Raw genomic sequence first — 20,526 nt, 5'->3', positions numbered from 1 at the left:
TATGCTTCGCTGTTGTTTTACGAGCAGTCGGGCGCTTGAACCCAGAGGCGGCAGCGGTGGATTAATAGCCTAAAACGGCTGACCAATTCGCTCAGTTCCCGTGAAATGCGGTTCAGGTCGTTCGCATTGACCGAGGTTGACTGCATGGCCTGGCTGGTTTCATCGACCATCATCGAAACCTGTTCAACTTTCTCGGCAATGGCCGTGCTGGCCAGGCTTTGCTCACGGGTGGCGTTGGCCACTTCCCGAACGCGCTCCAGCGCCTGGTCGGCGCCCTGCCTCAGTTGTTCAAGCAACTCGGCCGCTTCCTTCGTTGACTGTGACCCTGACTCAACCTGGGGCAGCGCCGCATCAATCGTCATGACAACGTCTTTGGTATCGGCTTGAATCCCGCTGATCATTTCATCGATTTCCGTCGTGGCTGTCTGGGTACGAGCAGCCAGGGTACGCACCTCAGATGCCACCACGGCAAATCCACGGCCCTGCCCGTCACGCAACTGAACCGCCGTGTTTAAAGTGTGGGTCACTTATTAAAATAACGCATCAGCCAGGGCATTAAATACCAGATTTACGCCCGGGTTAGTACGCAGTTCGCGGTGACACACCAGCCAGACCGGGATCTCCATCACTGGCTGGTCTTTGGGAAATAACGAGGTTAATTCCGGAATTCGACTGCCAATATCCGTCGGCAAAAAAATAAGGCCCTGGTCCAGTTTTGCCAGTTCAATGTGCAGCAATTGGAATTCAGTGATAATCGGGAAACGGTAGGTATCGCTGTCACCACCCAGGCTACGAAGATGGTCTCTTATGCTGTTGCTGAGGTCGTAACCAATAAAGTCTGCATGTCGGAGGTCATTAAGTTCCCTAACCCCGGGGAATCTCTCGGCGTATTGGGGTGAGCAGAATAAGCCTATGGGTTCATTGGCAATTTTACGAGCGATCAGATCACTCTGCTCAGGTCTGAAACTGCGAACAGCGATATCGGCTTCCCGTCTTTTTAGGTCGGCAACCTCGTTGGATACGTCGATCCGCAGTTCGATGTCGGGTGCAACCTGGCGGATCGTCCGAATAACCGGCGGTAGTCTATAAAGAGCGTCCAACTGACTGACAGAGACCGTGACCAGACCCGACAAATCAGTTCGTTGCCCGAGCGCCATTAGCGACAGTTGATTCGCCGCTTCCGCCATTTGCTTCACATAACCCACCAATTTCTGACCGCTTTGGGTCAGTACCTGGCGCTTGCCGACCTGCTCAAACAGGGTGACATTCAGTTCCTGTTCCAGGGCCGTAATCTGGCGGCCGAGAGTGGGTTGGGACATGTTCAGCGACCGGGCAGCAGCCGAAAGAGACCCTTCTTCGGCCACAATCAGAAACGCCCGTGTTCTGTTCCAGTCAAACTGTATCGAACTCCAATCCATACGTTAACGCATACCTCATAGTATTTTTTGGGTAATTTGACTGCCTTTATGTATGGGTATACTGGCTCTAAATCGTCCTTCGGTCAACGTTGTTAACCGACTACGACGTTTCCGACATTTGGACAATAGAGGCAGATGCTATGAAATTCTTTATCGCAGGAGCAACTGGAGCAACCGGACGGCATGTCGCAACGCTGTTGTTGCAGCAGGGGCATCATGTTGTCACTGTGGCGCGCAACCCCGCAGCTCTCCAGAGCGAAGTGAGCCTTTACCCGAACTTGGAAGTGACCGCCGGCAGTCTGCTGGACATGGCGGAAAGCGAGCTGGATACCCTGATTTCTGGCTGCGACGGTGCGATTTCCTGCCTGGGCCATAACCTGACGCTCAAAGGGTTGTATGGCGCGCCCAGGCTGTTGTGCCGTGAAGCCGTCGAACGGATGGTGCAGTCGATCATTCGCACCCGTCGTGAGCGGGCCGAACAACGGCCTCCAACCAGGTTCATATTGATGAACACCAATGGCAACGCCAACCGTGATCTGGATGAGAAGCTGAGTATTGGGGATCGACTGGTGATAAGTATTGTTCGTCTACTGTTGCCTCCTCACCGGGATAATGAATTGGCCGCAGAGTTGCTGAGAAAGGATATTGGTCAGAATCATCCGGACATCCATTGGGTCACGGTGAGGCCCGACGGCCTGGTGAACCAAGACCTGGTAAGCAGTTATGAGTGTTTTCCTTCGCCGGTTAGAGGGGTGGTGTTCAACTCCGGCCAGGTTAGCCGCATCAATGTGGCCCATTTTATGACTAGACTGGCCTGTGAAGCGAACGAGTGGCAGAAGTGGGTGGGCCAGATGCCCGTCGTGTATAACGCCGAATGAACTTGGCTGTTAACCCATTTCCGATAAGGAGACTTTGTGTGAAATATGCTCCGTACTCATTATTATTGCTGATGAGCGTACCTATCGGCTTGCTGGTTATGCTGCTTGTGTGGCCACCAAAAGAAACGCCATCAGTAGAGACGCCCCGTAAGTTTTACAGTCACCATGCCAGTATCGCCGATACCGTTGATGATGACATTCACGATAGTAGTTCAATGACCGTAAAGGGCGAGCCTGGCGCCAGTGGTTTGTCGCTGCCTTATCGGCTGAGCTGAAGGTTACCTGCGTCCCGGCGTTGGCACTTGTTCACGGCCAACTGACTGATCATCTTCAATATCATCCGCGAACTCTTTGTCTTCTTTGTCTGCGTCGATGCCTTCCTGATCGCCATTGTGTTGTGGTGTAAACAGCAGGCGCGTATACAGCGGGAAATGATCAGACCCTATAGTCGGAAGCCGTTCAATATGAACGATTGAGAAATGCTCACTGTGAAAAATGTGATCCAGTGGCCAGCGGAGAAAGGGCCATTTCGCATGAAAGGTGTTGAACATGCCACGGCCTATTCTAGGGTCCAGCAAGTGACTCAGTTTTCTGAAAAGGCGGGTTGTTCGGGACCACGCCACATCATTCAAGTCGCCAGTTACTATGACCGGCTGTCTGCGTTTGGCCACACTGCGTGCGACAATCACCAGTTCGGCATCACGTTCCGCGGATTCTTCATTTTCTGTGGGACTTGGTGGCGAAGGGTGTAAAAAATGCACGCGGATTCCTTCTCCAGATCGGAGCCGAACCAGCCCATGCATGGAAGGGATACTGTCTTCAACCAGATAAGATATTTCGGTATCTTCGAGTGGCAGTCTGGAGTAGACGTGCATGCCGTACAAATTATCGAGGGGACATTTAAGGGTATGAGGCATCTCTGACTCAAGGATGTCGAGCTGGTCCTGCCACCATTGATCAGATTCCAGGGTCACCAGAATGTCGGGCTTCCGTTCTTTTACCAGGTGTATAAGGCGCTCTGCTTTTCTATTGGGAGTAAGAACGTTCGACGTAATGATGCTTAAACAGCGGTCTTCCTGAATATCGCGTGCTGCTCTGACTTCAATTTTCCAGAGTCTCGTATAGGGTGCAATCCAACGGGCCTGCCATACCAGGCAAAATAGACTGCTAGCGATAAGCAGGGTACTGAATGGTGTGATGGGCAACCAGTAGAGCTCTGCTAATCCCAGCAACAAAGCCAGTATCGCGAGTTGCAGTCGTGGGAAGTCCAGTACCCGCACAACCCAGTGCGGGTGTTTCCATAATGGCAGAAGCGTCAGAGCCAAAAGGATGGCGCTGAGTACGGCAAACAAAGCAATCATACTGTTCCCGGGTTGAATGCGATTAACGCCTCATGATGCCACAGGTTGTGGCTTTGGGTCTCGTATAGCCCCAGGGCCGCTCAATAGCCAGCAAGGAAGCCAGGAAATCATGGCTGGTTGTAACTGAACAATGACAGTGTTGAATAGCCATAACCACTTAACCAGGAGTGTTTACGGTTAGGCGAGGCTGCTCTATCGGGAGACGGAACAACATGGAATGCCGTTTTCTCGGGTTCGATGGATGCATGGGTCGCTTGGGTCATAATAGTCGCCCACTGAACATATGCCCGCTTTACCCAATGGCCGAAGCTATCGAATTCAAAGACATGCGTAGCGCCCAGATAGGTTTCCGGGAGAGTGGGCGAGTGATCGTCTTCAGCCAGGGTCAGTGTGCGACCGCCATGACTTAGATGAGCAATAAAGCCCAGGCTCTCGGCAGTACTGGACGGTCGACGCAGTACGCTGATGAGTTGGTCACCCACATGTACCGAGTTGGAATCGATGGAGCCGTCGTAGTGAGAGGCTCGCAGTATGTACCTCGCATTGAGGCGGCTGTGTAACGGGATTGTCCAGGTCAAGCCACGCGTTCCGGGTTTTTTGGGTCGACCAATGGGTTGATACCCTGAGAAGTCGTCTGTTTTTTCCAACAGTTGATATTGGTATGCGCCAACAACACCTGTCCACTCAAATTCCAGGTTTCGTGCAGAGCTGAATTTGAGCCGCAGTGTCGGTATTTTGGCCATTGGCTGACTTGCTTTGCGGCTTGAAAGCGCACGAGGCTTTCTGACCGTGAGCTTGAGCGTAACCAATAATACAATGAATAGCCCTGCGCATTTAGCGGACAGGACGATAAAGCTAAGGAAATCCATAAACATATCTCTCTACAAAAAAACATAAAAGGGTTTGGCGTTTATCGAAAGTAAGTGCCAGCCTAGTAAGCAGCACTCAGTTGGTTTCTCATGAAGTGTGTTGCCGATGGGTAGTCAGTCATTTTAACCACCGGCCAGCTTCGTTACCGCACGAGACGAACCAAACCTATGTTTTGGATGCAGAGATTACACGGTATTCTCGGTCCTGTTTTCTAGGTTCAGTCAACTTTTCGAACGGAACTGTATGGCGCTATCGTTTGTAAAATCGTTTGAAAGTGAAAAATGATTGCTGCGGTTTTGGAATGACTGTTGTTTTTGTTCGCTGCCGTGGAAGGCTCATGCTTCGGGTTGAGTGATTTTATTGCGTACAGACGATGGGATGCACCATCTCGGTGCGTGCGAACGGAAATGTAAGCCCTTGGCGTCAAGAAGAGTAGGGAACCACAAGCAATTGATGTTTGTGTGGGTGATCTGCCAGCACCACACAGGAAGCGGAAGAAACCTGTCAGATTTTTGTATTCAGTGTCAAATCGATGTCTGAGTATTGTAAATCGACCAGGTAAGTTAGTCCGTATTTTCTGAGTATCCGATATCAATCGCTTTACCTAGAAAATTCTGGTTATTTTCTTTGCCCACAGAAAGCCTTGTTTCACGGGCGTATAGCGTTCTATTCAATCAGTGGATGCATTCTGGAATGCATTTCGTAAGTATGTACGCGCCTGACAATCGCTGTTGACGGTTTTGACCTGTCGATGGGCTTCGACTAGGGTGGTTTTCATAGAAAATTACGTTGTCTGAATGCTTGTAAGAGTACGTAGCTTGCAAGCTAATGTTGTTAACGAAAAGGAGCGTATTATGCTGTCTTGGGCGGTTACATTTTTTGTCATTGCGATTGTAGCGGCTGTGCTGGGGTTTGGTGGTATTGCTGGCACGGCTGCTGGCATTGCAAAAATTCTGTTTATGGTCTTTTTAGTGTTCTTTGTTATCTCAATGATCATGCACGTGTCCAAAGGGCGGGGGCCATAACATCACTTGCGGAGTATTGTGCAATACCTGGCAGAGAGGTTGAATAGCTTAGTGGTGCCTCTCTGGTTTAAGGGGCTGTTTTCCTGTGTCCACTCGTGTGCAATAACCGACTCTGGGGTGGAAAGGGGCTCATGGCATGTGCAAGACGGAATATCTGTTGTTAAGCGAAGGTTATAGCTCAGGGTTATGGTAATATGCCGGTCTATTCCGGAACCCTACCTATGATCTTTGTGTTCCCAAACTCAGGAACTGTATTGTGACCAATAATGATATTCTAAGACGCGTACGTTATACCTTCGATCTGAAAGACCGAACAATGATCGATATCTTCGCCCTGGCCGACTTCGAGGTGACCGCGGAGCAGGTGGTTGGCTGGCTGAGAAAGGAAGAAGACAGTGAGTTTCTTAAAATGACGGACAGAGAACTGGCTGTGTTTCTTAATGGTTTCATCAATTTCAAGCGGGGCAAACGTGATGGTCAGCAGCCAGAGCCAGAAAGCCAGCTTAACAATAATAAGGTATTCCAGAAACTCCGAATTGCGTTGAACCTGAAAGCTGACGACATCCTGGACATTCTAAAGTTGGTCGATCTCGACCTTAGCCAGCATGAACTTAGCGCTTTTTTCCGTAAACCAGAAAGCTCGAATTACCGGGAATGCAAAGATCAGGTGCTGCGTAATTTTTTGCTCGGAGTACAGCTGCAGCTAAGGCCAGGGGATGCCAGTTCGGAACCGATTGCCAGGTGAGGTGTCTAGGTGCACAATTGATTATGGTTTCAGTAAGTGTAGGCGCAAGCGGCTGTTTGTTATCACAGGTGCAAGGCCTACTCTCATGAATTACTGAACGTTGCTGCGTTCCTGGCTGGCATCGGTTGGTACGAGGGCGCGTACCAGTCGTTTCATACTGAGCATGCCGACCGGCTCGCCACCCTGCATGACCCGATAGGTAAAAGAGGTGTCGCCTTCCGACCGTGCGATAACCGATTCAAGGTTGTCGTCAGCGTCTACCTCCCCGGCGCAGTCACCGGAAGCGGTTTGCGTGGTGTCCATGACCGAACGAACACGAAGCACTCGAGCCCGGTTGATGTCGCTGATGAAATCCATAATGTACGGGTCGTTCGGCTGCATCAGGATCTCCTGGGGTTCACCCTGCTGGACAACATAGCCTTCTTTCAGGATCACCAGGTGATCAGCAAGTTTCAGCGCTTCGTCCAGGTCGTGCGTAATGAACACGATGGTTTTCTTCAATTCGCGCTGCAGTTCAATAAGCAGATCTTGCATATCAGTCCGGATCAGCGGGTCAAGCGCTGAAAAGGCCTCGTCCATCAGCATAATGGGCGCATTGGAGGTCAGTGCCCGGGCGATTCCCACGCGCTGTTGCATACCGCCGGATAACTCGTGCGGGTATTGGTTTTCATTGCCCTCCAGCCCCACACGGGCGAGCCACTTCGTTGCTTCTTCTTCGTAATCACCGCGTTCGAAACCTCGGGTGGCGAGTGCCATACCGGCGTTGTCGAGTACGGTCCAGTGCGGTAACAGCGCAAAATTCTGAAAGACCATGGTCATGTGCTGGCGTCGCAATTCACGCAGTTGCTGGTCGCTATAGTGAAGCACGTCTTCGCCATCGACATCGATACGGCCGGCGGTCGGCTCAATCAACCGGTTAAGGTGCCTGATCAGGGTTGACTTGCCGGACCCCGAGAGTCCCATGATGACGGTTATCTCGCCTTCGCGCATGTCGACATTGATGTCTTGTAAGCCGAGCACATGACCATGCTCCTCCAACAGCTCGGCCTTACTCATCCCAGCTTTCACATGGTCCAACGCCTTCTGAGGGTCATCGCCGAATATCTTGTAGAGTTCGCGAATCGAAATTCTGATTGGATGATCATTCATGCGGTTACCCTCAGTCCTTTCTCGATGAATCGATGCGTGCCAGTGATGCCTTGGTGACCCGGTCGAGAATGACCGCAAGCACGACAATCCCCAATCCCGCCACGAGACCGACGCCGAGCTCCAGGTTACGAATGCCACGCAACACAAGCACGCCGAGCCCCGGCGCACTGACCAGTGAGGCGATCACCACCATGGCCAGGCTCATCATGATGGTCTGGTTCACCCCGGCCATGATGTTGGGCAGGGCGAGTGGAATCTGTACTTTGTAGAGCTTTTGCCGGTCTGTCATGCCAAACGCATTTGCCGCCTCGATGATGTCTTTGTCGACCAGGCGTATGCCTAGGTTGGTCAGACGAATCACTGGAACGATCGCATACAGGATAATCGCGATGCCGTAGAGCTTGGATTCTGTCACGCTGAACAGGAAGATCAGCGGTATCAGATACACAAAGGGAGGCAGTGTCTGCAGCATGTCGAGCACTGGGACGGTTAGGCGTTGCATGGTGTCGCTTCGGGACATGGCGATGCCAATGGGCACCCCAAGCAGGACGCAAATAAAGGCGCACACGAAGATGATAGACAAGGTTTGCATCGCGTATTCGTAGTGATCTATAAACGCCAGGCCGCCCAGGCAGACGCCAACAAAGGCGACCAGTTTCCAGGACTGAGTCACCAGTTTCACCACAAACAGGAGCAATGGAATTACAATCCACCAGGGTGTAGACAGCATCGTGTAAAGCGTCCCGTCGAGCATCCAGCTCAGCGGTTGCGTTAACGGGTCGAGCACTATGCTCATTGAATCTTTCGCGCCCAGAAAGCCCTCTTCGAGCCCCTGCGTCAAATCTCTGGATTGTGGAAAAGACCCACAGGCGTCGTTGAGTGCGTCCATTGAGGGGAAGGGGAAATCCCAGGCGGAGACAGGTGCATCGTCTTCTGCGCCCGCGTTCTGATTCATCAAATCAGCCATGGACATGGGGCCATCTTGCCCGCTGCTGTCGCACCAGTCTTTCAGGCCCAGGCTGGAAAATACAGAGTCGTATACTGCCATAGTGTTGATCGATCCATTGAGTGTCTGGCAGGCAGACCTGTCTGAAAACCGAAAAGGCAGGGTGCCTGCTATCGGTTTTCAGTCAGCCCCGCTTGCCATTGATAAGAAAAGGGGCGACGCCTGGTCGCCCCGTAAATAAGAGGCAGGTACCTGAACGATCAGTTGATCAGGTTAGCCAGATTCGACCGTGCATCGTCATTCAACCACTGTGACCAGTCGTCGGAGTAGTTTTGCAGGTAATAAACGGTCGCTTCCTCACCAGAGGCGTTGTTTTCATCCATCCAGGCGAGGATGGAGCTCATCACGCTGGTGTCGAAGCTCAGGTGGCTGAGCATGTCGGCCACTTCAGGTTCGCGTTCCTGAAAGTCTGTTGTGATGGCGGTTAGAATGGGTGCGGCCGGGAAGTCTGATACGCCTGGGTTGTCCGCATTCTGGTTCTGGTTACGAGCGTGAATGTCTTCGTCTATCTCACCGAGTTCAACGCGGGTCATGTCGTATTTGCCAAGCGGTACAGTCGGGCCCCAATAGTAGCCAAACCAGGGTTCACCGTCTTCTACGGCTGATGCCATAGATGAGGCCAGGGTTTGGCCAGAACCGTGGTTGAACACCTCAATACCGCTGCTTTCCAGTTCCAGTGCGCGTACGAGGTTGTCACTCACGACCCGGCAGCCCCAGCCGTCCGGGCAGTTATTGAACATGCCACCGACGAGTTCCGGGTTGTTCATTACCCCTTCAATGGTGGTCAGCTCAGGGTGTTCTTCGGCCAGATAGGTGGGAATCCACCAGCCTTCCACACCGCCGGGCTCCAGCACCCGCCCAAGACGTTGAATACGGCCTTCTTCTTCCAGGCGGTTGTAGACTTCGCCGGTCGAGTTAAGCCATAACTCGGTGACAATGTCGGGCTCGCCGTTTTCCGCGACCGACGTTACGGCGGGGACTGTGTCGGAAGGAACAACGGTGACGTCACATCCGTATCCATTTTCCATCAGGAATGTTGCGACACCGGTAACCACTTCGTTGGAAGCCCAGCCCATTTCAGTAATCGACACTTCGCCACAATCGGCAAATGCCGCAGATGACATTGACAGCGCGCTCGCCGCCATTACCAGGGTTGTTTTACGCATACAGAGTACTCCAGTGTTGCAGAAAAATTTGAATCAGCGTTTGAGTAACGCTGTTGCTCAGTGACCGCTCACCGGCGGCGCCAGGAATCGGGCGATACTGCGACCGTCGCGAATACCCGCGCGGATACTGGGGGCAGGGTGCCGCGTGCTGAGCGGAAAGAGAGAGGGGTGGCCGGTGGCCGATTGCAGTCGGATACTGAGGGGGCGTATGCGTGCCAAAGTGAGAGTACAGAGCGCTCCAGCAATCACAGGCGCAGTGGCAGCGAGTGACAGGGTGCTTCTGATTGTCGATTTCGTGGCAGCTCGCAAACGGTAAACCTCTTCAGCGTCGAGGCGGCGTACCCTAGTGCATTTGTGACGTGATTCCAAATTTCTAACGCACTTTTTGGTTTTCAGAATGTAATGACAACACTCAGCAAGCCTGTTGAAAAACCGCTTGTCGCGCAGCATCAGCGCCTAAGAGAGATGTGTAGAATTATTTTACGAAATGGAACCATATTTATGTCAACGCTAAGTGGGCACTGTTTAGTCCGGTGGTAATTGACTCGGGTGATAGCATTGTTCTGGGCATTGCGGCGATTCCGTCGATCCATGTTGTGGTGAGAACCGGATTATCCCCGGCACATCAAACGGTCAGTCGTCGTGTCGATATGCGCACGATGCGCACGGCCCTAATGCTCGACAGTGCATCCGAGACGGCCCTCTCTGGCCTTTCGATGATGAACCTCCCACGTCTGACGATCGTTTTCTAGACGGTTCGCAACCCAGTAGAGTGCGATTTTTCACCCCCTTTCAGCATCCAGTATCAGGTTTGAGGAGTACCCATGGGTTAGATCGTCAATCCGTTGCACAAGAGATACGCTATGAGACTTCAAGCCCCCAGAGCCATAATCGACTTTTCCACGAAAGATGTTTTCGGTGAGCCCATTCAGCTGAGCGCCTTTAAAGGCAAAAAGGTGATGCTGTGCTTCTTTCGGGACGCTGCCTGTCCGTTCTGTAATTTCCGGGTGTATGAATTGACCCATCGTTATAAAGAGTGGCAAAAGGACAATGTTGAGGTTATCGCGGTTTTCAGTTCTACGAACGATGAAGTTCGCAACTACGTAGCCCGGCACCCAAGGCCTTTCCGGCTGGTGGCAGACCCAGATCTTGAGATCTACAACCGTTACGGGGTTGAGCATTCCAGTTTTGCCTTGTTCAAGGCGCTGCTGTTTAAATTGCCGCGCATCTTCATGGGCATGAAAAAGGGCGGCTACCCCTCCAAGAACCCGAATGTGAAGCTGGTACCCGCCGACTTTCTGATCAACGAAAAGGGCCACATCGTAGACTGCTGGTATGGCCGCGATACCAGTGATCACATGCCCATGAAACAGGTTCAACGCTTTATTCAGGCTCCGGGGGCGAAAAACCATACCGTGAAACGCGTGGCTTGAGCCCGCTTTCACTACCCTCGCTCGGCGATTTTCAGAGCGACTAACGGTATACAGGCACTAGGCGGGTAAGGGTTCCCGCCACCGGATTCAGAGATGCCACCGGCAAACCGAGGCACATTCACCCAAAACAGGCAGCCAGGTCACATAGACTGCTGCAGAGCCCCTTCGACCGTCAGGTTGACATTGGTCACTCGGTCCTCCCAGTCATAATTCTCAACGTTCAGCAGGGTTGCTTCGCCATTGTCGGTGCTGCGCCGAATACGGTCGGATGGTTGATCCTGTTTCGAGATTGAATCGAGCGGCACCGCTGGCCCAGCGGTGATGTTGTATTGGCTGGCATCAATGGCTGTGAATTTTCCGTTCATCGGTGCACCGTACGCCCGCTTGGTGATGTTGCCCAGGGCCCATTGAATGGAGCCCGCCCCGTATTCATTGATCATCCAGTTCCAATCCCATTGGCTGTAACCGTTGATCTGCCGGTGCAGGTACTGATCGAGCACATCCTCGGCTGCGCTGTATCCGTTGCGATCACCAAAGGTATAAACCTCCCAGGGCCGGTTGGTCGGATGATCTGTCCGGGCGTTGCCACCCCAACGCAGGAAGTTCTCGTAGGTCAGGTCGTAGTCCATGTACATCTGCGAGGTGTACGGGATGTCTGCAGTTTGCTTGAAGAACGTAATGGTGATTTCGCGTTTGGTGCGCGGTGGCATCTCAGCCCGATACTGCGCACTTTGAGATACGGTGTTGGTTTCACCATTGGTTTCGCTCCACCCCTGAGTGGCGCTGAATTCAGCGCTGATCTCTGTTGAGTTACCCATTACACCCAAATCGAATTCATAGGTGTTGGTGATGCCGATGGTCTCGGAGAACGAGAAGTTTTCTTCTTTGGACCAGCTCTCTGTTTCATCGTAGGTCAGTGTCGCGACTTTGGTGTCTGTTGTATTGCCTTCGTTGCGTATTTCATAGGTGACGGTTTTGATCGGCACCCGGTTGTACACCTGTGGTTCACCCAATTCGAGGTCGGATGGGTTGGTGACGAAGCGGATGTTTTTAAGCTGCATCTTCAGGCGCTCACTGGCGCGATACCCTCCCGAGTAGGGGTCGTTGCTGTTGTAGCGGGCCTGCAGAGTGTACTGGCTGCTGTTATCCTGGTAGATGCTGAGGTCTTCGCCAACGTATTGTGAACCGGTACCGCCTGTCCAGGCATAACCCAGATAGTGGGCCAGGTAGGCAAGTGGCCTGTGGAACTCGGTATCGGAAATGATGGTGTATTTTAAGCTGGCGGCATCCTGCTGGCCATACAGCTTATCCGGGTAATTCGGTATGTCGTCGTTGATTTCAGCCTGTACAGCTAGAGGAAAAGACAGCGCGCCGGTCAGCGCGACGGCCAGGGTGGCCTTAGAGCTGGGTAGAGTCATGTTGTTATCCTTTGTTTTTGTGTTCGGCAGTCGTTCGCAGCGCTGCCTTCAAGTCAGTTTGGCGGCAACGCCCCATCGACCGGCTGCTGCCAGCCGGTCGACGTACTGCGGCAACTCCAGCTCCTTTTGGAATTGTCTTACAACGTAAACATTGTTACGGAAGATTCGTTCAGTGTGCAAAGACGAAGTCGTGTTTTGTGCGATGGTCGTCGTTTTGATGGGTGCGGTGCTAACGACAAACTCACACCGTGCATCTATCGGGGAAGCTCATCTAATAGGTATGGTCTATGACCTTCTGGTGGGTATTCTCGCAATTCCATAGCACCGCACTAGCTCGAATGGCTAGTGGACGCGCTGGCTAATAGAGCACGCATCATCGCTTAGACCTATCAGCTGGAGTGTCGGCTGATTAAAATGCAATTGTGGTGCATCGGCGACATGACACTATTAAAAGCTTATGCTCATCACACGCCTATCTAATCAAGGAGTTGCTTTTATGAGTCTGGCTATCGCGCTGCATGTTCTTTCTGCCGTGATCTGGGTTGGCGGCATGTTCTTCGCCTATATGGCCATGAGACCGGCCGTGGTCGAGGTGGTTAATGAGTCGCAGAGGGGTATGCTCTGGTGTCACACCCTGTCCCGCTTTTTCCGGTGGGTATGGGTAGCCGTGATTCTGTTGCTGGTAACAGGCTATTGGATGCTCTTTAGCGTGTTCGGTGGCATGGCTGGTGCCGGCTGGCATATCCATGTCATGCAGGGGCTGGGGATTGTCATGATGCTGCTTTATTTGCACGTCTATTTTGCCCCCTTCCGCAGGCTAAAGCTGGCCGTTGCCAATCAGGACCCAAAGGAGGCCGGACGGCAGGTCGGACAGATTCGCAAGCTCGTGGGCACCAATCTGATTCTTGGGATTATCGTAGTGGTAATCGGGGCCGGAGGTGGTTATCTGTAGGACCGTTTATGCGTATATTAATTCGGTGTATGTCGACGTGTGCAGTTGGGAATTACAGTTGAGATTGGTATTGACCACCCACTAAAATATGGAGTTTTTACAATGAGCGCATTTCTAATCGTAGATACCAAGATAAAAGATCACACGGCTTATGAGGAATACAAGACACTGGCTAAGCCGATCGCCGAAAAGTTCGGAGGTGTTTATCGGGCAAGAGGGGGTTTGATGGATGTCAGAGAAACTGAGCTCTGGTCTCCCTCCCGGATTGTCATCATCGAATTCCCGGACATGAAAAGCGCGCAGGCATTTGTGGATTCAGAAGAATACGCTCCGGTGAAACCCAAACGTACCGATAACGCAGAATGTACGTTGTTCATTGTAGAGGGAAGCTAGGGCTATATGTATCGATTAATATATGATCAAAGTCAAAGACCGTCGTTAAAGGTTGTACAGTGAACGGCCGAAAAAAGTGAGTCGTCCGAGAGGCCATTGACTGATGTGACCTACCCAGTCATAAAACGTGTTCCGGAGCTTAAAAGTATGCATCAGAAACAACTCACACACGCCCAGTTATGTGTTCAGGCCGCTACTCTGTTAGAGACCGGTTACCGATAGCAGGATTGGCAGGAGTTACAAGATGAATAAGCTTTCTTTTTTTACAGCAGTACTTATAGCAGTGACTTTAGGGCTGGGGTTAGCATCCTGTGCGAAATCCGATGATGATGTCGTCACGGCGCAAGATGTCGAACAAGAGACCAGGGAGCTGATAAACACGCTGAGTCAATACACCGCCAACCAGCGTGACGAGGCCGTGGAAAAAGCTGGTCAGGCACTGGAAAGACTCGATGGTAAGATCAACGAGCTCGAAGCCCGTATCGACAATAACTGGGAGTCAATGAGCCAGCAAGCTCGCCAGGATGCCAGGGCCAACCTGAATCGACTGCGCGAGCAGAGAAGCGAATTGGCAGGCTGGTACGACAACTTCAGAAACAGCTCGGCCGGTGCCTGGGATGAAATGAAAAAGGGCTTCACGGACGCCTACCAGGTAATGAGTGACTCCTGGGTAAATGCCAGGCGTGAATTCGAAGACGACGAGTAAACGATAAATGCAATGGTTTACCGATGATCAACTTCGGTTGCTTCGCGATAGCTTCTAGGGGAGCGCCCCGTCTTGGCTTTAAAAAAACGGGAAAAGGCGGAGTGCGAAGAAAAAGCCAACCAGTCGCTAACTTCCTGTATCGTTAACCTTTCTTCGGTCAGTAATTTTATTGACACCTGAAGCTTGACTTCAGAAAGTAGCAAGCTGAAGTGCGTATCTTCAGAACTCAGCCTTCTGTTTAATGTCCAGCGACTTACTTGCAGCGCATTGCATAGAATTTTCAAAACCTCATTCTGCTCTGATATTCTCTTTGAATAGATGGAATTAAAGATTATTTCGGCGACAGAGCTGGATAGATTTCCTGCTGAGAAAAGGTTCCTTTTGATCCTATTTATTTGTTCTTTTTGCAATATATGGAGGGTTTTGTTAAATGAACTTTGAGATTTTTCCAGGTCGCTATTATTAATGATAATTGCGTTTTCATTCTGGTCTAGCACGCAACTGGTCTCAAACTTTTCATCAAAATGTCGCTTTTTGATCAGGTTCTTGGCGGTCAAACTAATAGCCAATGGTGCCTTGGGTGAATAAAGGTGGATAATATCCGACAGTAATGCAATATTCCCCAGGGCATTAATAGGATGTGCTGTTCCGGAATTGGATGTTAAGTAGGATATTTTGGTTCTATCACTGTTTTGGCTGATAGTGAAGTAATCGCAGTTGCCAATGATGCACGCGTTTTTGATAAAGGTGCTAATGGCTTGTTCTGTACTCTCTTGATTGACGCAGTAGCTGATCAGCTCTGGAAATAGACAGTGATAGGTTGGTATGGTGTTCTCAAGCAGCGTGGTTATAACATAATGTTCACTCTCCTGGTCATGGCATAGCTGATTTAACAGGTAATTGTGCTTCTTTTGTACTATTCGCCCATAGGGCCTTTCCATTTCATATGGCGTGATGTCACATGTGTCAAATACCGCTTTCAGCTTTTTGCTGCTCTTGGATTTTTCATAAGTGCCTTGATAGATAATATTGGAAACACTTTTATTGTTCATTTAACGTGCCTTGACCAATAGTGCTATTGCTGGCAGCTATTTCTAACATAAAGTTGTTAGCTGATAAGGCGGTTTTCTGTATCATAGAGTAACAATTGTTACCGTCTGTGACTGCTCCTGTCCCAAGCCCTATTGGTCTTCTATTGGCTATGCTCAGAAGGCAAAAGCGTTGATCATTGGCGGAAAACTTCGCCTAGAACTCACCCTTGCTCCAAAGTGGTAACTATCTGCTCTGTATTGGATAGTTTGCTTTAGTTCCCCGCATATAATGTGGGTGCGTTCATGCATCTACAATAATAAATACGGGAATTCGTTAATGAACAAAATTACGTTGATGGCTACGGCTATCGGATCTGTGTTCGTTCTTGCTGGCTGTGAAACAGGAACAACGTCTGGTGACACGTCCCCCCTTTCGGGTGCCGGTAGTGAGACATTCAGGGAAAAGGCAGAGTCGCTGGTCGCCCGCATGTCAGCCTATGAGCAGATGAATATGCTGGTTGGGCCAGGTTACGCACTTCAACCAGATTTTTCGTTTGGAACCAATTATGAAGCGCTCACTAATGTCAAAAACGACATACCGGGTACAGTCGGGTATATCAATGGTGTCTATAATGAGAGTACCGGCCTCGATATTGCCGCTGTAAAGCTAGCAGATGGTGCCGCAGGAGTTCGAATAGACTCTGTTCGAGACGGCGATAGTAATACCTACTATGGAACAGCATTTCCAGTCAGTACGTTGCTTGCATCAACCTGGAACCTCGATATACAAGCAGCCGTCGGTAGGGCAATAGGTGCTGAGATTAAAGAGTATGGTCTGGATTTCTGGTTGGCCCCCGGCCTTAACATTCAACGTAACCCTCTGAATGGGCGGAACTTTGAGTATTACTCTGAAGACCCATTGCTTTCTGGGATGATGGCCGCGTCTGCCGTCAATGGTGCTCAGTCGGTTGGTGTAGGTGCCACCATTAAGCATTTTGTTGCCAATAATGCAGAGACCTCGCGTAACTTCGTGAACAATATAATTTCACCAAGAGCGTTGCGTGAAATATATATGCGTGGGTTTGAGTACGCAGTTGCTGAGTCCAACCCGTGGGCAGTGATGACAGCGATGAATCAGGTTAATGGCCATTATTCGGGTCAATGGAGAGATCTTAATACAACAGTATTGAGAGATGAGTGGGGTTTTGACGGGCTCGTTATGAGTGACTGGTGGGCCGGAGATGGGAACTACCCCGAGATGATTCGTTCAGGTAATGATCTGATTGAGTCAGGCGGGGTAGCGCTGGCCTATCGGTACGGCGAAGTGGACGCGCTTCAGCAACTTGAAAATGCTTATGAGTCTGGTGAGCTGGATGAAGAGACGATTAAATCCAGTGCAGTTCGGGTGCTGACGCAGTCGTTGAAAACACCGTCTAATCAGGGCTACGAGTTTTCAAGTCGCCCTGATCTGGTCGCCCATGCCGCGTTGTCGAGAACATCGGCCAGTGAAGGTATTATCCTGCTGAAGAATGATTCGGATGTATTGCCAATTGACCGTTCTTCCCGCATCGCTTCTTTTGGAATTAATCAGGTTAATACGCTAAAAGGAGGGTATGGCAGTGGGGATGTTAACGCAGCCTATACGGTTAATATCCTGGACGGACTGGCCGCTCAGTTTACCGTAGATTCTGAGCTTAGCGCGCTTTACCAGGATCACTTTTCTGCCAATAAGTCAGAAACGGATTTTAATGGCTTGTCTACCATTATAGAGTGCAGCGAGCCTCCGCTTACCCCGTTGGAAATTGAAGACTATGTTACTGGCAATGACGTGGCTGTTATCAGCATCGGTCGATACTCAATGCAAGGCAGGGATCGAGCGAATGCGGAAGGGGATTTCCTGCTGTCTGCTGATGAATCCAACCTGATTGAAGATGTGGCTACTGCGGCGCATGCACAGGGTAAAAAAGTCATCGTTGTATTAAACGTGGCAAGCATTATTGAAATGGAATCTTGGCAAGATAACGTTGATGCAATCGTGTTGGCCTACTTGCCCGGGCAAGAAGCCGGGAATGTGATTGCCGATGTTCTGTCTGGTGAGGTTAACCCTAGCGGAAAGCTCACACAATCGATCCCGGTTGCTTACGCAGACATCCCTTCAGCCAGCAGTTTTCCAGGGGTGGATACCGATGCAGATGGAAAGGTAGATACCCATTATTACAATGAGGGCATCTACGTTGGATACCGTTACTACGATACCTTTGATCAACCGGTGAGCTACCCGTTTGGGTTCGGCCTTTCCTATACAGACTTCGAGTACGGTTCTCCCCTTTTGGTAGATAATACCCTTAATTCTGAAGGGGCTCAGGGCAAGGTTTCGTTCTCGGTTGATGTGACCAACATTGGTGATGTTGCCGGTAAAGACATCGTTCAAGTATACATAGCGGCTCCTTCCGGTCGCCTGGATAAGCCGGCGGCCGAGCTTAAGGCTTTCGCCAAGACAGCCTTGTTGGCACCGGCCGAGGACCAGACTTTGGTCTTTGATGTTACCGCAAAATGGTTGTCCAGTTTCGACCCTGCTAGAAACCAATGGGTGGTTGAGCCTGGGTTGTATAGAGCCTACATCAGCAAGTCATCAGAGACGGACGGTGTCTATCCGGTGACCTTTTCGGTCACTAGTGAGATCGTTGTGGATGAAACCACTCCGGGTGCTTTGTCACTGCCGGATACGGTAGGTGATTTCGAGACCGTTCATAATGACTGATGTGATATAGGCGCACCTGCCAAGGCGCCAAGCCGGTAAGTTCAGGAGATGCTGTAAAACCCGGGGTAGCTCTGCTATCCCGAGTTGAACCATTCTGCCATGGGCTTGCCGACCAGTCTTGGGTCTGCGATTAGGCTATCAAGTTCATGCCTGCGTACGGCTCTGGTATCCAGTGCCCGGAGCGTTACGGGTTTTGCCCTGGGTGCCAGGTGTTGTTCAATGCAGAGTCTCTCTAGTGCTACGGGGTAGCGCAGCCACTGTCCAGAATGGCATTGGATTGTTAACGAATGGGACAAGGTGAATGCACTGCTGCCCGGTGTGTTCTGAAGTGTCATGCCTTAGACTGTATAGGTAGGATCATCAGGCACTGACCATTAGACCCATGCAGCTGTTTAACGACATTCGGTTCGATAACTTAAAAGGTGACATTTTCGGTGGCCTGACGGCTGCGGTGGTGTCTTTGCCCATGGCGCTGGCGTTCGGCGTCGCGTCCGGTGCCGGTGCCGAGGCCGGGCTCTACGGGGCAGTGCTGGTTGGGTTGTTTGCGGCCCTGTTTGGTGGCACGTCCACGCTCATTTCCGAGCCCACCGGCCCGATGACGGTCGTGATGACGGCCGTACTCACCACCCTGATTGCCGATAACCCGGAAAACGGCAGGGCCATGGCGTTTACCGTGGTCATGATGGCCGGGTTGTTTCAGATCGCGCTGGGGGCACTCAAGCTCGGCAAATACATTACGTTAATGCCCTACAGTGTGGTCTCCGGCTTTATGTCCGGTATTGGTATTATTCTGATCATTCTGCAGCTGGCTCCTTTCCTCGGTCACCCGAGCCCGCCGGGCGGTGTGACGGGCACTCTGGCGGCCTTGCCTGGGCTGTTAACCTCGACCAGGCCGGTCGAATTCATATTGGGTGCTTTCACCATTGGCATTCTGTTTTTCGCGCCCAAGCAGTGGACCCGCTACGTTCCCGCCCAACTGATCGCCCTGGTCGCAGGCACACTGTTCTCCCTGACGATTCTTGGTTTTTTTGAGGTGCGCCGCATCGGCGAGATCGATTTGGGTCTGCCCTCCATGGTTGTGCCCACTTTCAGTTGGGGCCAATGGAGCGAGATGATCGTAGACGCCCTGGTGCTGGGCACGTTGGGTTGTATTGATGCGCTCTTGACCGCGGTCATCGCCGACAGCCTTACCCGTCAGGAGCATAAATCCGATAAAGAACTGGTCGGGCAGGGCATAGGTAATTTCGTCTCGGGCCTGTTTGGTGGTTTGCCCGGTGCCGGTGCCACTATGGGCACGGTGGTGAACATTCAAACCGGGGCGCGGTCGGCGTTGTCGGGCATTGTGCGGGCAGTCGTGTTAATGGTCGTCATCCTGTGGGCCGCGAAACTGACCGAGAGCATTCCACTGGCGGTATTGGCTGGTATTGCCGTGCGGGTGGGCATCAACATTCTGGACTGGAGTTTCGTGAAGCGTGCACACCGCGTTTCCTGGAACGCCACCTTCATCATGTATGGCGTGATGTTTTTAACCGTTTTCTTCGACCTCATCGTGGCGGTGGGGTTGGGGGTTTTCATCGCCAATATCATCACCATTGAACGGCTCAGCCGCGAACAAACCCGAAACATCAAAACCATTACCGATTCTGACGACGCCATTGCGCTGAACAATGAAGAAAAGCAGTTGCTCGATGAAGCCCAGGGCAAGCTGCTCTTGCTGTACCTGAGCGGGCCGATGATTTTTGGGGTGTCCAAGGCTATTGCACGGGAGCACAATGCCGTCATGAGTTGCACCGCCATGGTGGTGGATATCAGCGACGTGCCACTGGTCGATGCCACCGTCTCCCTGGCTATTGAAAACGCGCTCAAGGATGCTCTGGACGCCGGCAAGGAGGTGTTTATAGTTCGCCCTGCTCAGGAGACATCGCGGTTTCTGGAGGGCGTTGGGCTGTTTGATATGGTCCCGGCCCATCACGTCTGTTCATCGCGGTTAGAGGCCTTGCGCCTGGCGGGCGAGGCCATTCGTTCACATCCGCAGTAACCTGCTCCGGGGCTGCAGCCAGCCCCTCCCCATTCTGTCAGCCCCCTAAAACCCTCTCAAAGCTGAATCTCCGTTCGTGCGTGCAACGAACGAGTCGCGCCAGTCCGAGCTGTTTGACTTTTTTAACGGCCAATCACCCTCTGTTCCGGGAAACAACCCCTAACCCCGAATGGTGA

At 51.6% G+C, this 20,526-nt stretch carries 19 protein-coding genes; 10 read left to right on the top strand and 9 right to left on the bottom strand.

The window, feature by feature from the left end; genetic code table 11:
- Nucleotides 1–17 precede the first annotated feature (17 nt).
- Both ABJT94_RS12835 and ABJT94_RS12830 read right to left on the bottom strand, forming a co-directional pair.
- Nucleotides 18–527 carry a methyl-accepting chemotaxis protein gene (locus ABJT94_RS12835; protein ID WP_348476297.1) on the bottom strand — a complete coding sequence of 170 codons (510 nt, stop codon included), beginning with the start codon at nt 525–527 and terminating at the stop codon, nt 18–20.
- A 3-nt stretch (nt 528–530) separates the two neighbouring features.
- On the bottom strand, nt 531–1,418 hold the full coding sequence (locus tag ABJT94_RS12830; protein ID WP_348476296.1) for a LysR family transcriptional regulator: 888 nt from the start codon (nt 1,416–1,418) through the stop codon (nt 531–533).
- A gap of 140 nt (nt 1,419–1,558) precedes the next feature.
- On the opposite strand from ABJT94_RS12830, the gene ABJT94_RS12825 reads away from it, so the two are divergent.
- Together ABJT94_RS12825 and ABJT94_RS12820 are read left to right on the top strand one after the other, a co-directional pair.
- Nucleotides 1,559–2,296 carry an NAD(P)-binding oxidoreductase gene (locus ABJT94_RS12825; protein ID WP_348476295.1) on the top strand — a complete coding sequence of 246 codons (738 nt, stop codon included), beginning with the start codon at nt 1,559–1,561 and terminating at the stop codon, nt 2,294–2,296.
- 38 nt (nt 2,297–2,334) lie between these two features.
- Nucleotides 2,335–2,571 (top strand): hypothetical protein, encoded by a 237-nt coding sequence (locus ABJT94_RS12820; RefSeq protein WP_348476294.1) that lies wholly within the window; start codon nt 2,335–2,337, stop codon nt 2,569–2,571.
- 3 nt (nt 2,572–2,574) lie between these two features.
- Here the strand turns inward: ABJT94_RS12820 and ABJT94_RS12815 are convergent, their stop codons facing one another.
- Both ABJT94_RS12815 and ABJT94_RS12810 read right to left on the bottom strand, forming a co-directional pair.
- Complete coding sequence (locus ABJT94_RS12815; RefSeq protein WP_348476293.1) at nt 2,575–3,657, bottom strand: endonuclease/exonuclease/phosphatase family protein; 1,083 nt, start codon at nt 3,655–3,657, stop codon at nt 2,575–2,577.
- Nucleotides 3,658–3,764: 107 nt separating this feature from the next.
- Entirely contained in the window at nt 3,765–4,235 is a 471-nt protein-coding gene (locus ABJT94_RS12810; protein WP_348476292.1) for a hypothetical protein, read from the bottom strand.
- Nucleotides 4,236–5,381: 1,146 nt separating this feature from the next.
- Between ABJT94_RS12810 and ABJT94_RS12805 the strand changes: the two genes are divergently transcribed.
- Together ABJT94_RS12805 and ABJT94_RS12800 are read left to right on the top strand one after the other, a co-directional pair.
- Nucleotides 5,382–5,552, top strand: a complete 171-nt coding sequence (locus ABJT94_RS12805; protein ID WP_348476306.1) for a DUF1328 domain-containing protein — start codon at nt 5,382–5,384, stop codon at nt 5,550–5,552.
- A gap of 256 nt (nt 5,553–5,808) precedes the next feature.
- Nucleotides 5,809–6,297, top strand: a complete 489-nt coding sequence (locus tag ABJT94_RS12800) for a DUF1456 family protein (protein ID WP_348476291.1) — start codon at nt 5,809–5,811, stop codon at nt 6,295–6,297.
- Between the two features lie 90 nt (nt 6,298–6,387).
- Here the strand turns inward: ABJT94_RS12800 and ABJT94_RS12795 are convergent, their stop codons facing one another.
- From ABJT94_RS12795 to ABJT94_RS12785, 3 genes are all read right to left on the bottom strand, one after another.
- On the bottom strand, nt 6,388–7,446 hold the full coding sequence (locus tag ABJT94_RS12795) for a betaine/proline/choline family ABC transporter ATP-binding protein (protein ID WP_348476290.1): 1,059 nt from the start codon (nt 7,444–7,446) through the stop codon (nt 6,388–6,390).
- 10 nt (nt 7,447–7,456) lie between these two features.
- Nucleotides 7,457–8,494, bottom strand: coding sequence for an ABC transporter permease subunit (locus tag ABJT94_RS12790; protein WP_348476289.1), 1,038 nt, complete (start codon nt 8,492–8,494; stop codon nt 7,457–7,459).
- A gap of 158 nt (nt 8,495–8,652) precedes the next feature.
- Nucleotides 8,653–9,618, bottom strand: a complete 966-nt coding sequence (locus ABJT94_RS12785; RefSeq protein WP_348476287.1) for an ABC transporter substrate-binding protein — start codon at nt 9,616–9,618, stop codon at nt 8,653–8,655.
- Between the two features lie 863 nt (nt 9,619–10,481).
- Here ABJT94_RS12785 and ABJT94_RS12780 point away from each other — a divergent pair.
- Nucleotides 10,482–11,051, top strand: a complete 570-nt coding sequence (locus ABJT94_RS12780; RefSeq protein WP_348476285.1) for a redoxin domain-containing protein — start codon at nt 10,482–10,484, stop codon at nt 11,049–11,051.
- Between the two features lie 140 nt (nt 11,052–11,191).
- On the opposite strand, the gene ABJT94_RS12775 is transcribed toward ABJT94_RS12780, so the two are convergent.
- Nucleotides 11,192–12,469, bottom strand: coding sequence for an aerolysin family beta-barrel pore-forming toxin (locus ABJT94_RS12775; RefSeq protein ID WP_348476283.1), 1,278 nt, complete (start codon nt 12,467–12,469; stop codon nt 11,192–11,194).
- Between the two features lie 496 nt (nt 12,470–12,965).
- Here ABJT94_RS12775 and ABJT94_RS12770 point away from each other — a divergent pair, with 496 nt between their 5' ends.
- The 3 genes from ABJT94_RS12770 to ABJT94_RS12760 all read left to right on the top strand — a co-directional run bounded on the left by ABJT94_RS12770 (nt 12,966) and on the right by ABJT94_RS12760 (nt 14,520).
- A complete protein-coding gene (locus ABJT94_RS12770) occupies nt 12,966–13,421 on the top strand; it encodes a CopD family protein (protein WP_348476282.1) in 456 nt (151 codons plus the stop codon).
- A gap of 102 nt (nt 13,422–13,523) precedes the next feature.
- Nucleotides 13,524–13,814 carry a DUF1330 domain-containing protein gene (locus ABJT94_RS12765; protein ID WP_348476280.1) on the top strand — a complete coding sequence of 97 codons (291 nt, stop codon included), beginning with the start codon at nt 13,524–13,526 and terminating at the stop codon, nt 13,812–13,814.
- A 244-nt stretch (nt 13,815–14,058) separates the two neighbouring features.
- Nucleotides 14,059–14,520: a hypothetical protein gene (locus tag ABJT94_RS12760; protein ID WP_348476279.1), complete on the top strand. Its 462-nt coding sequence runs from the start codon at nt 14,059–14,061 to the stop codon at nt 14,518–14,520.
- A 17-nt stretch (nt 14,521–14,537) separates the two neighbouring features.
- Here the strand turns inward: ABJT94_RS12760 and ABJT94_RS12755 are convergent, their stop codons facing one another.
- Complete coding sequence (locus ABJT94_RS12755) at nt 14,538–15,572, bottom strand: helix-turn-helix domain-containing protein (protein ID WP_348476278.1); 1,035 nt, start codon at nt 15,570–15,572, stop codon at nt 14,538–14,540.
- Nucleotides 15,573–15,888: 316 nt separating this feature from the next.
- On the opposite strand from ABJT94_RS12755, the gene ABJT94_RS12750 reads away from it, so the two are divergent.
- Both ABJT94_RS12750 and ABJT94_RS12745 read left to right on the top strand, forming a co-directional pair.
- Nucleotides 15,889–18,312, top strand: coding sequence for a glycoside hydrolase family 3 C-terminal domain-containing protein (locus ABJT94_RS12750; RefSeq protein ID WP_348476276.1), 2,424 nt, complete (start codon nt 15,889–15,891; stop codon nt 18,310–18,312).
- A gap of 382 nt (nt 18,313–18,694) precedes the next feature.
- Nucleotides 18,695–20,350 carry a SulP family inorganic anion transporter gene (locus tag ABJT94_RS12745; protein ID WP_348476275.1) on the top strand — a complete coding sequence of 552 codons (1,656 nt, stop codon included), beginning with the start codon at nt 18,695–18,697 and terminating at the stop codon, nt 20,348–20,350.
- The last annotated feature ends 176 nt before the right edge of the window (nt 20,351–20,526 follow it).

Origin of the sequence: Saccharospirillum sp. (assembly GCF_039982735.1) — a bacterium.
Classification (GTDB): domain Bacteria; phylum Pseudomonadota; class Gammaproteobacteria; order Pseudomonadales; family Natronospirillaceae; genus Saccharospirillum.
The sequence above is the reverse complement of the archived record's forward strand: the minus strand, read 5'-3'. Positions and strand labels throughout refer to the sequence as shown.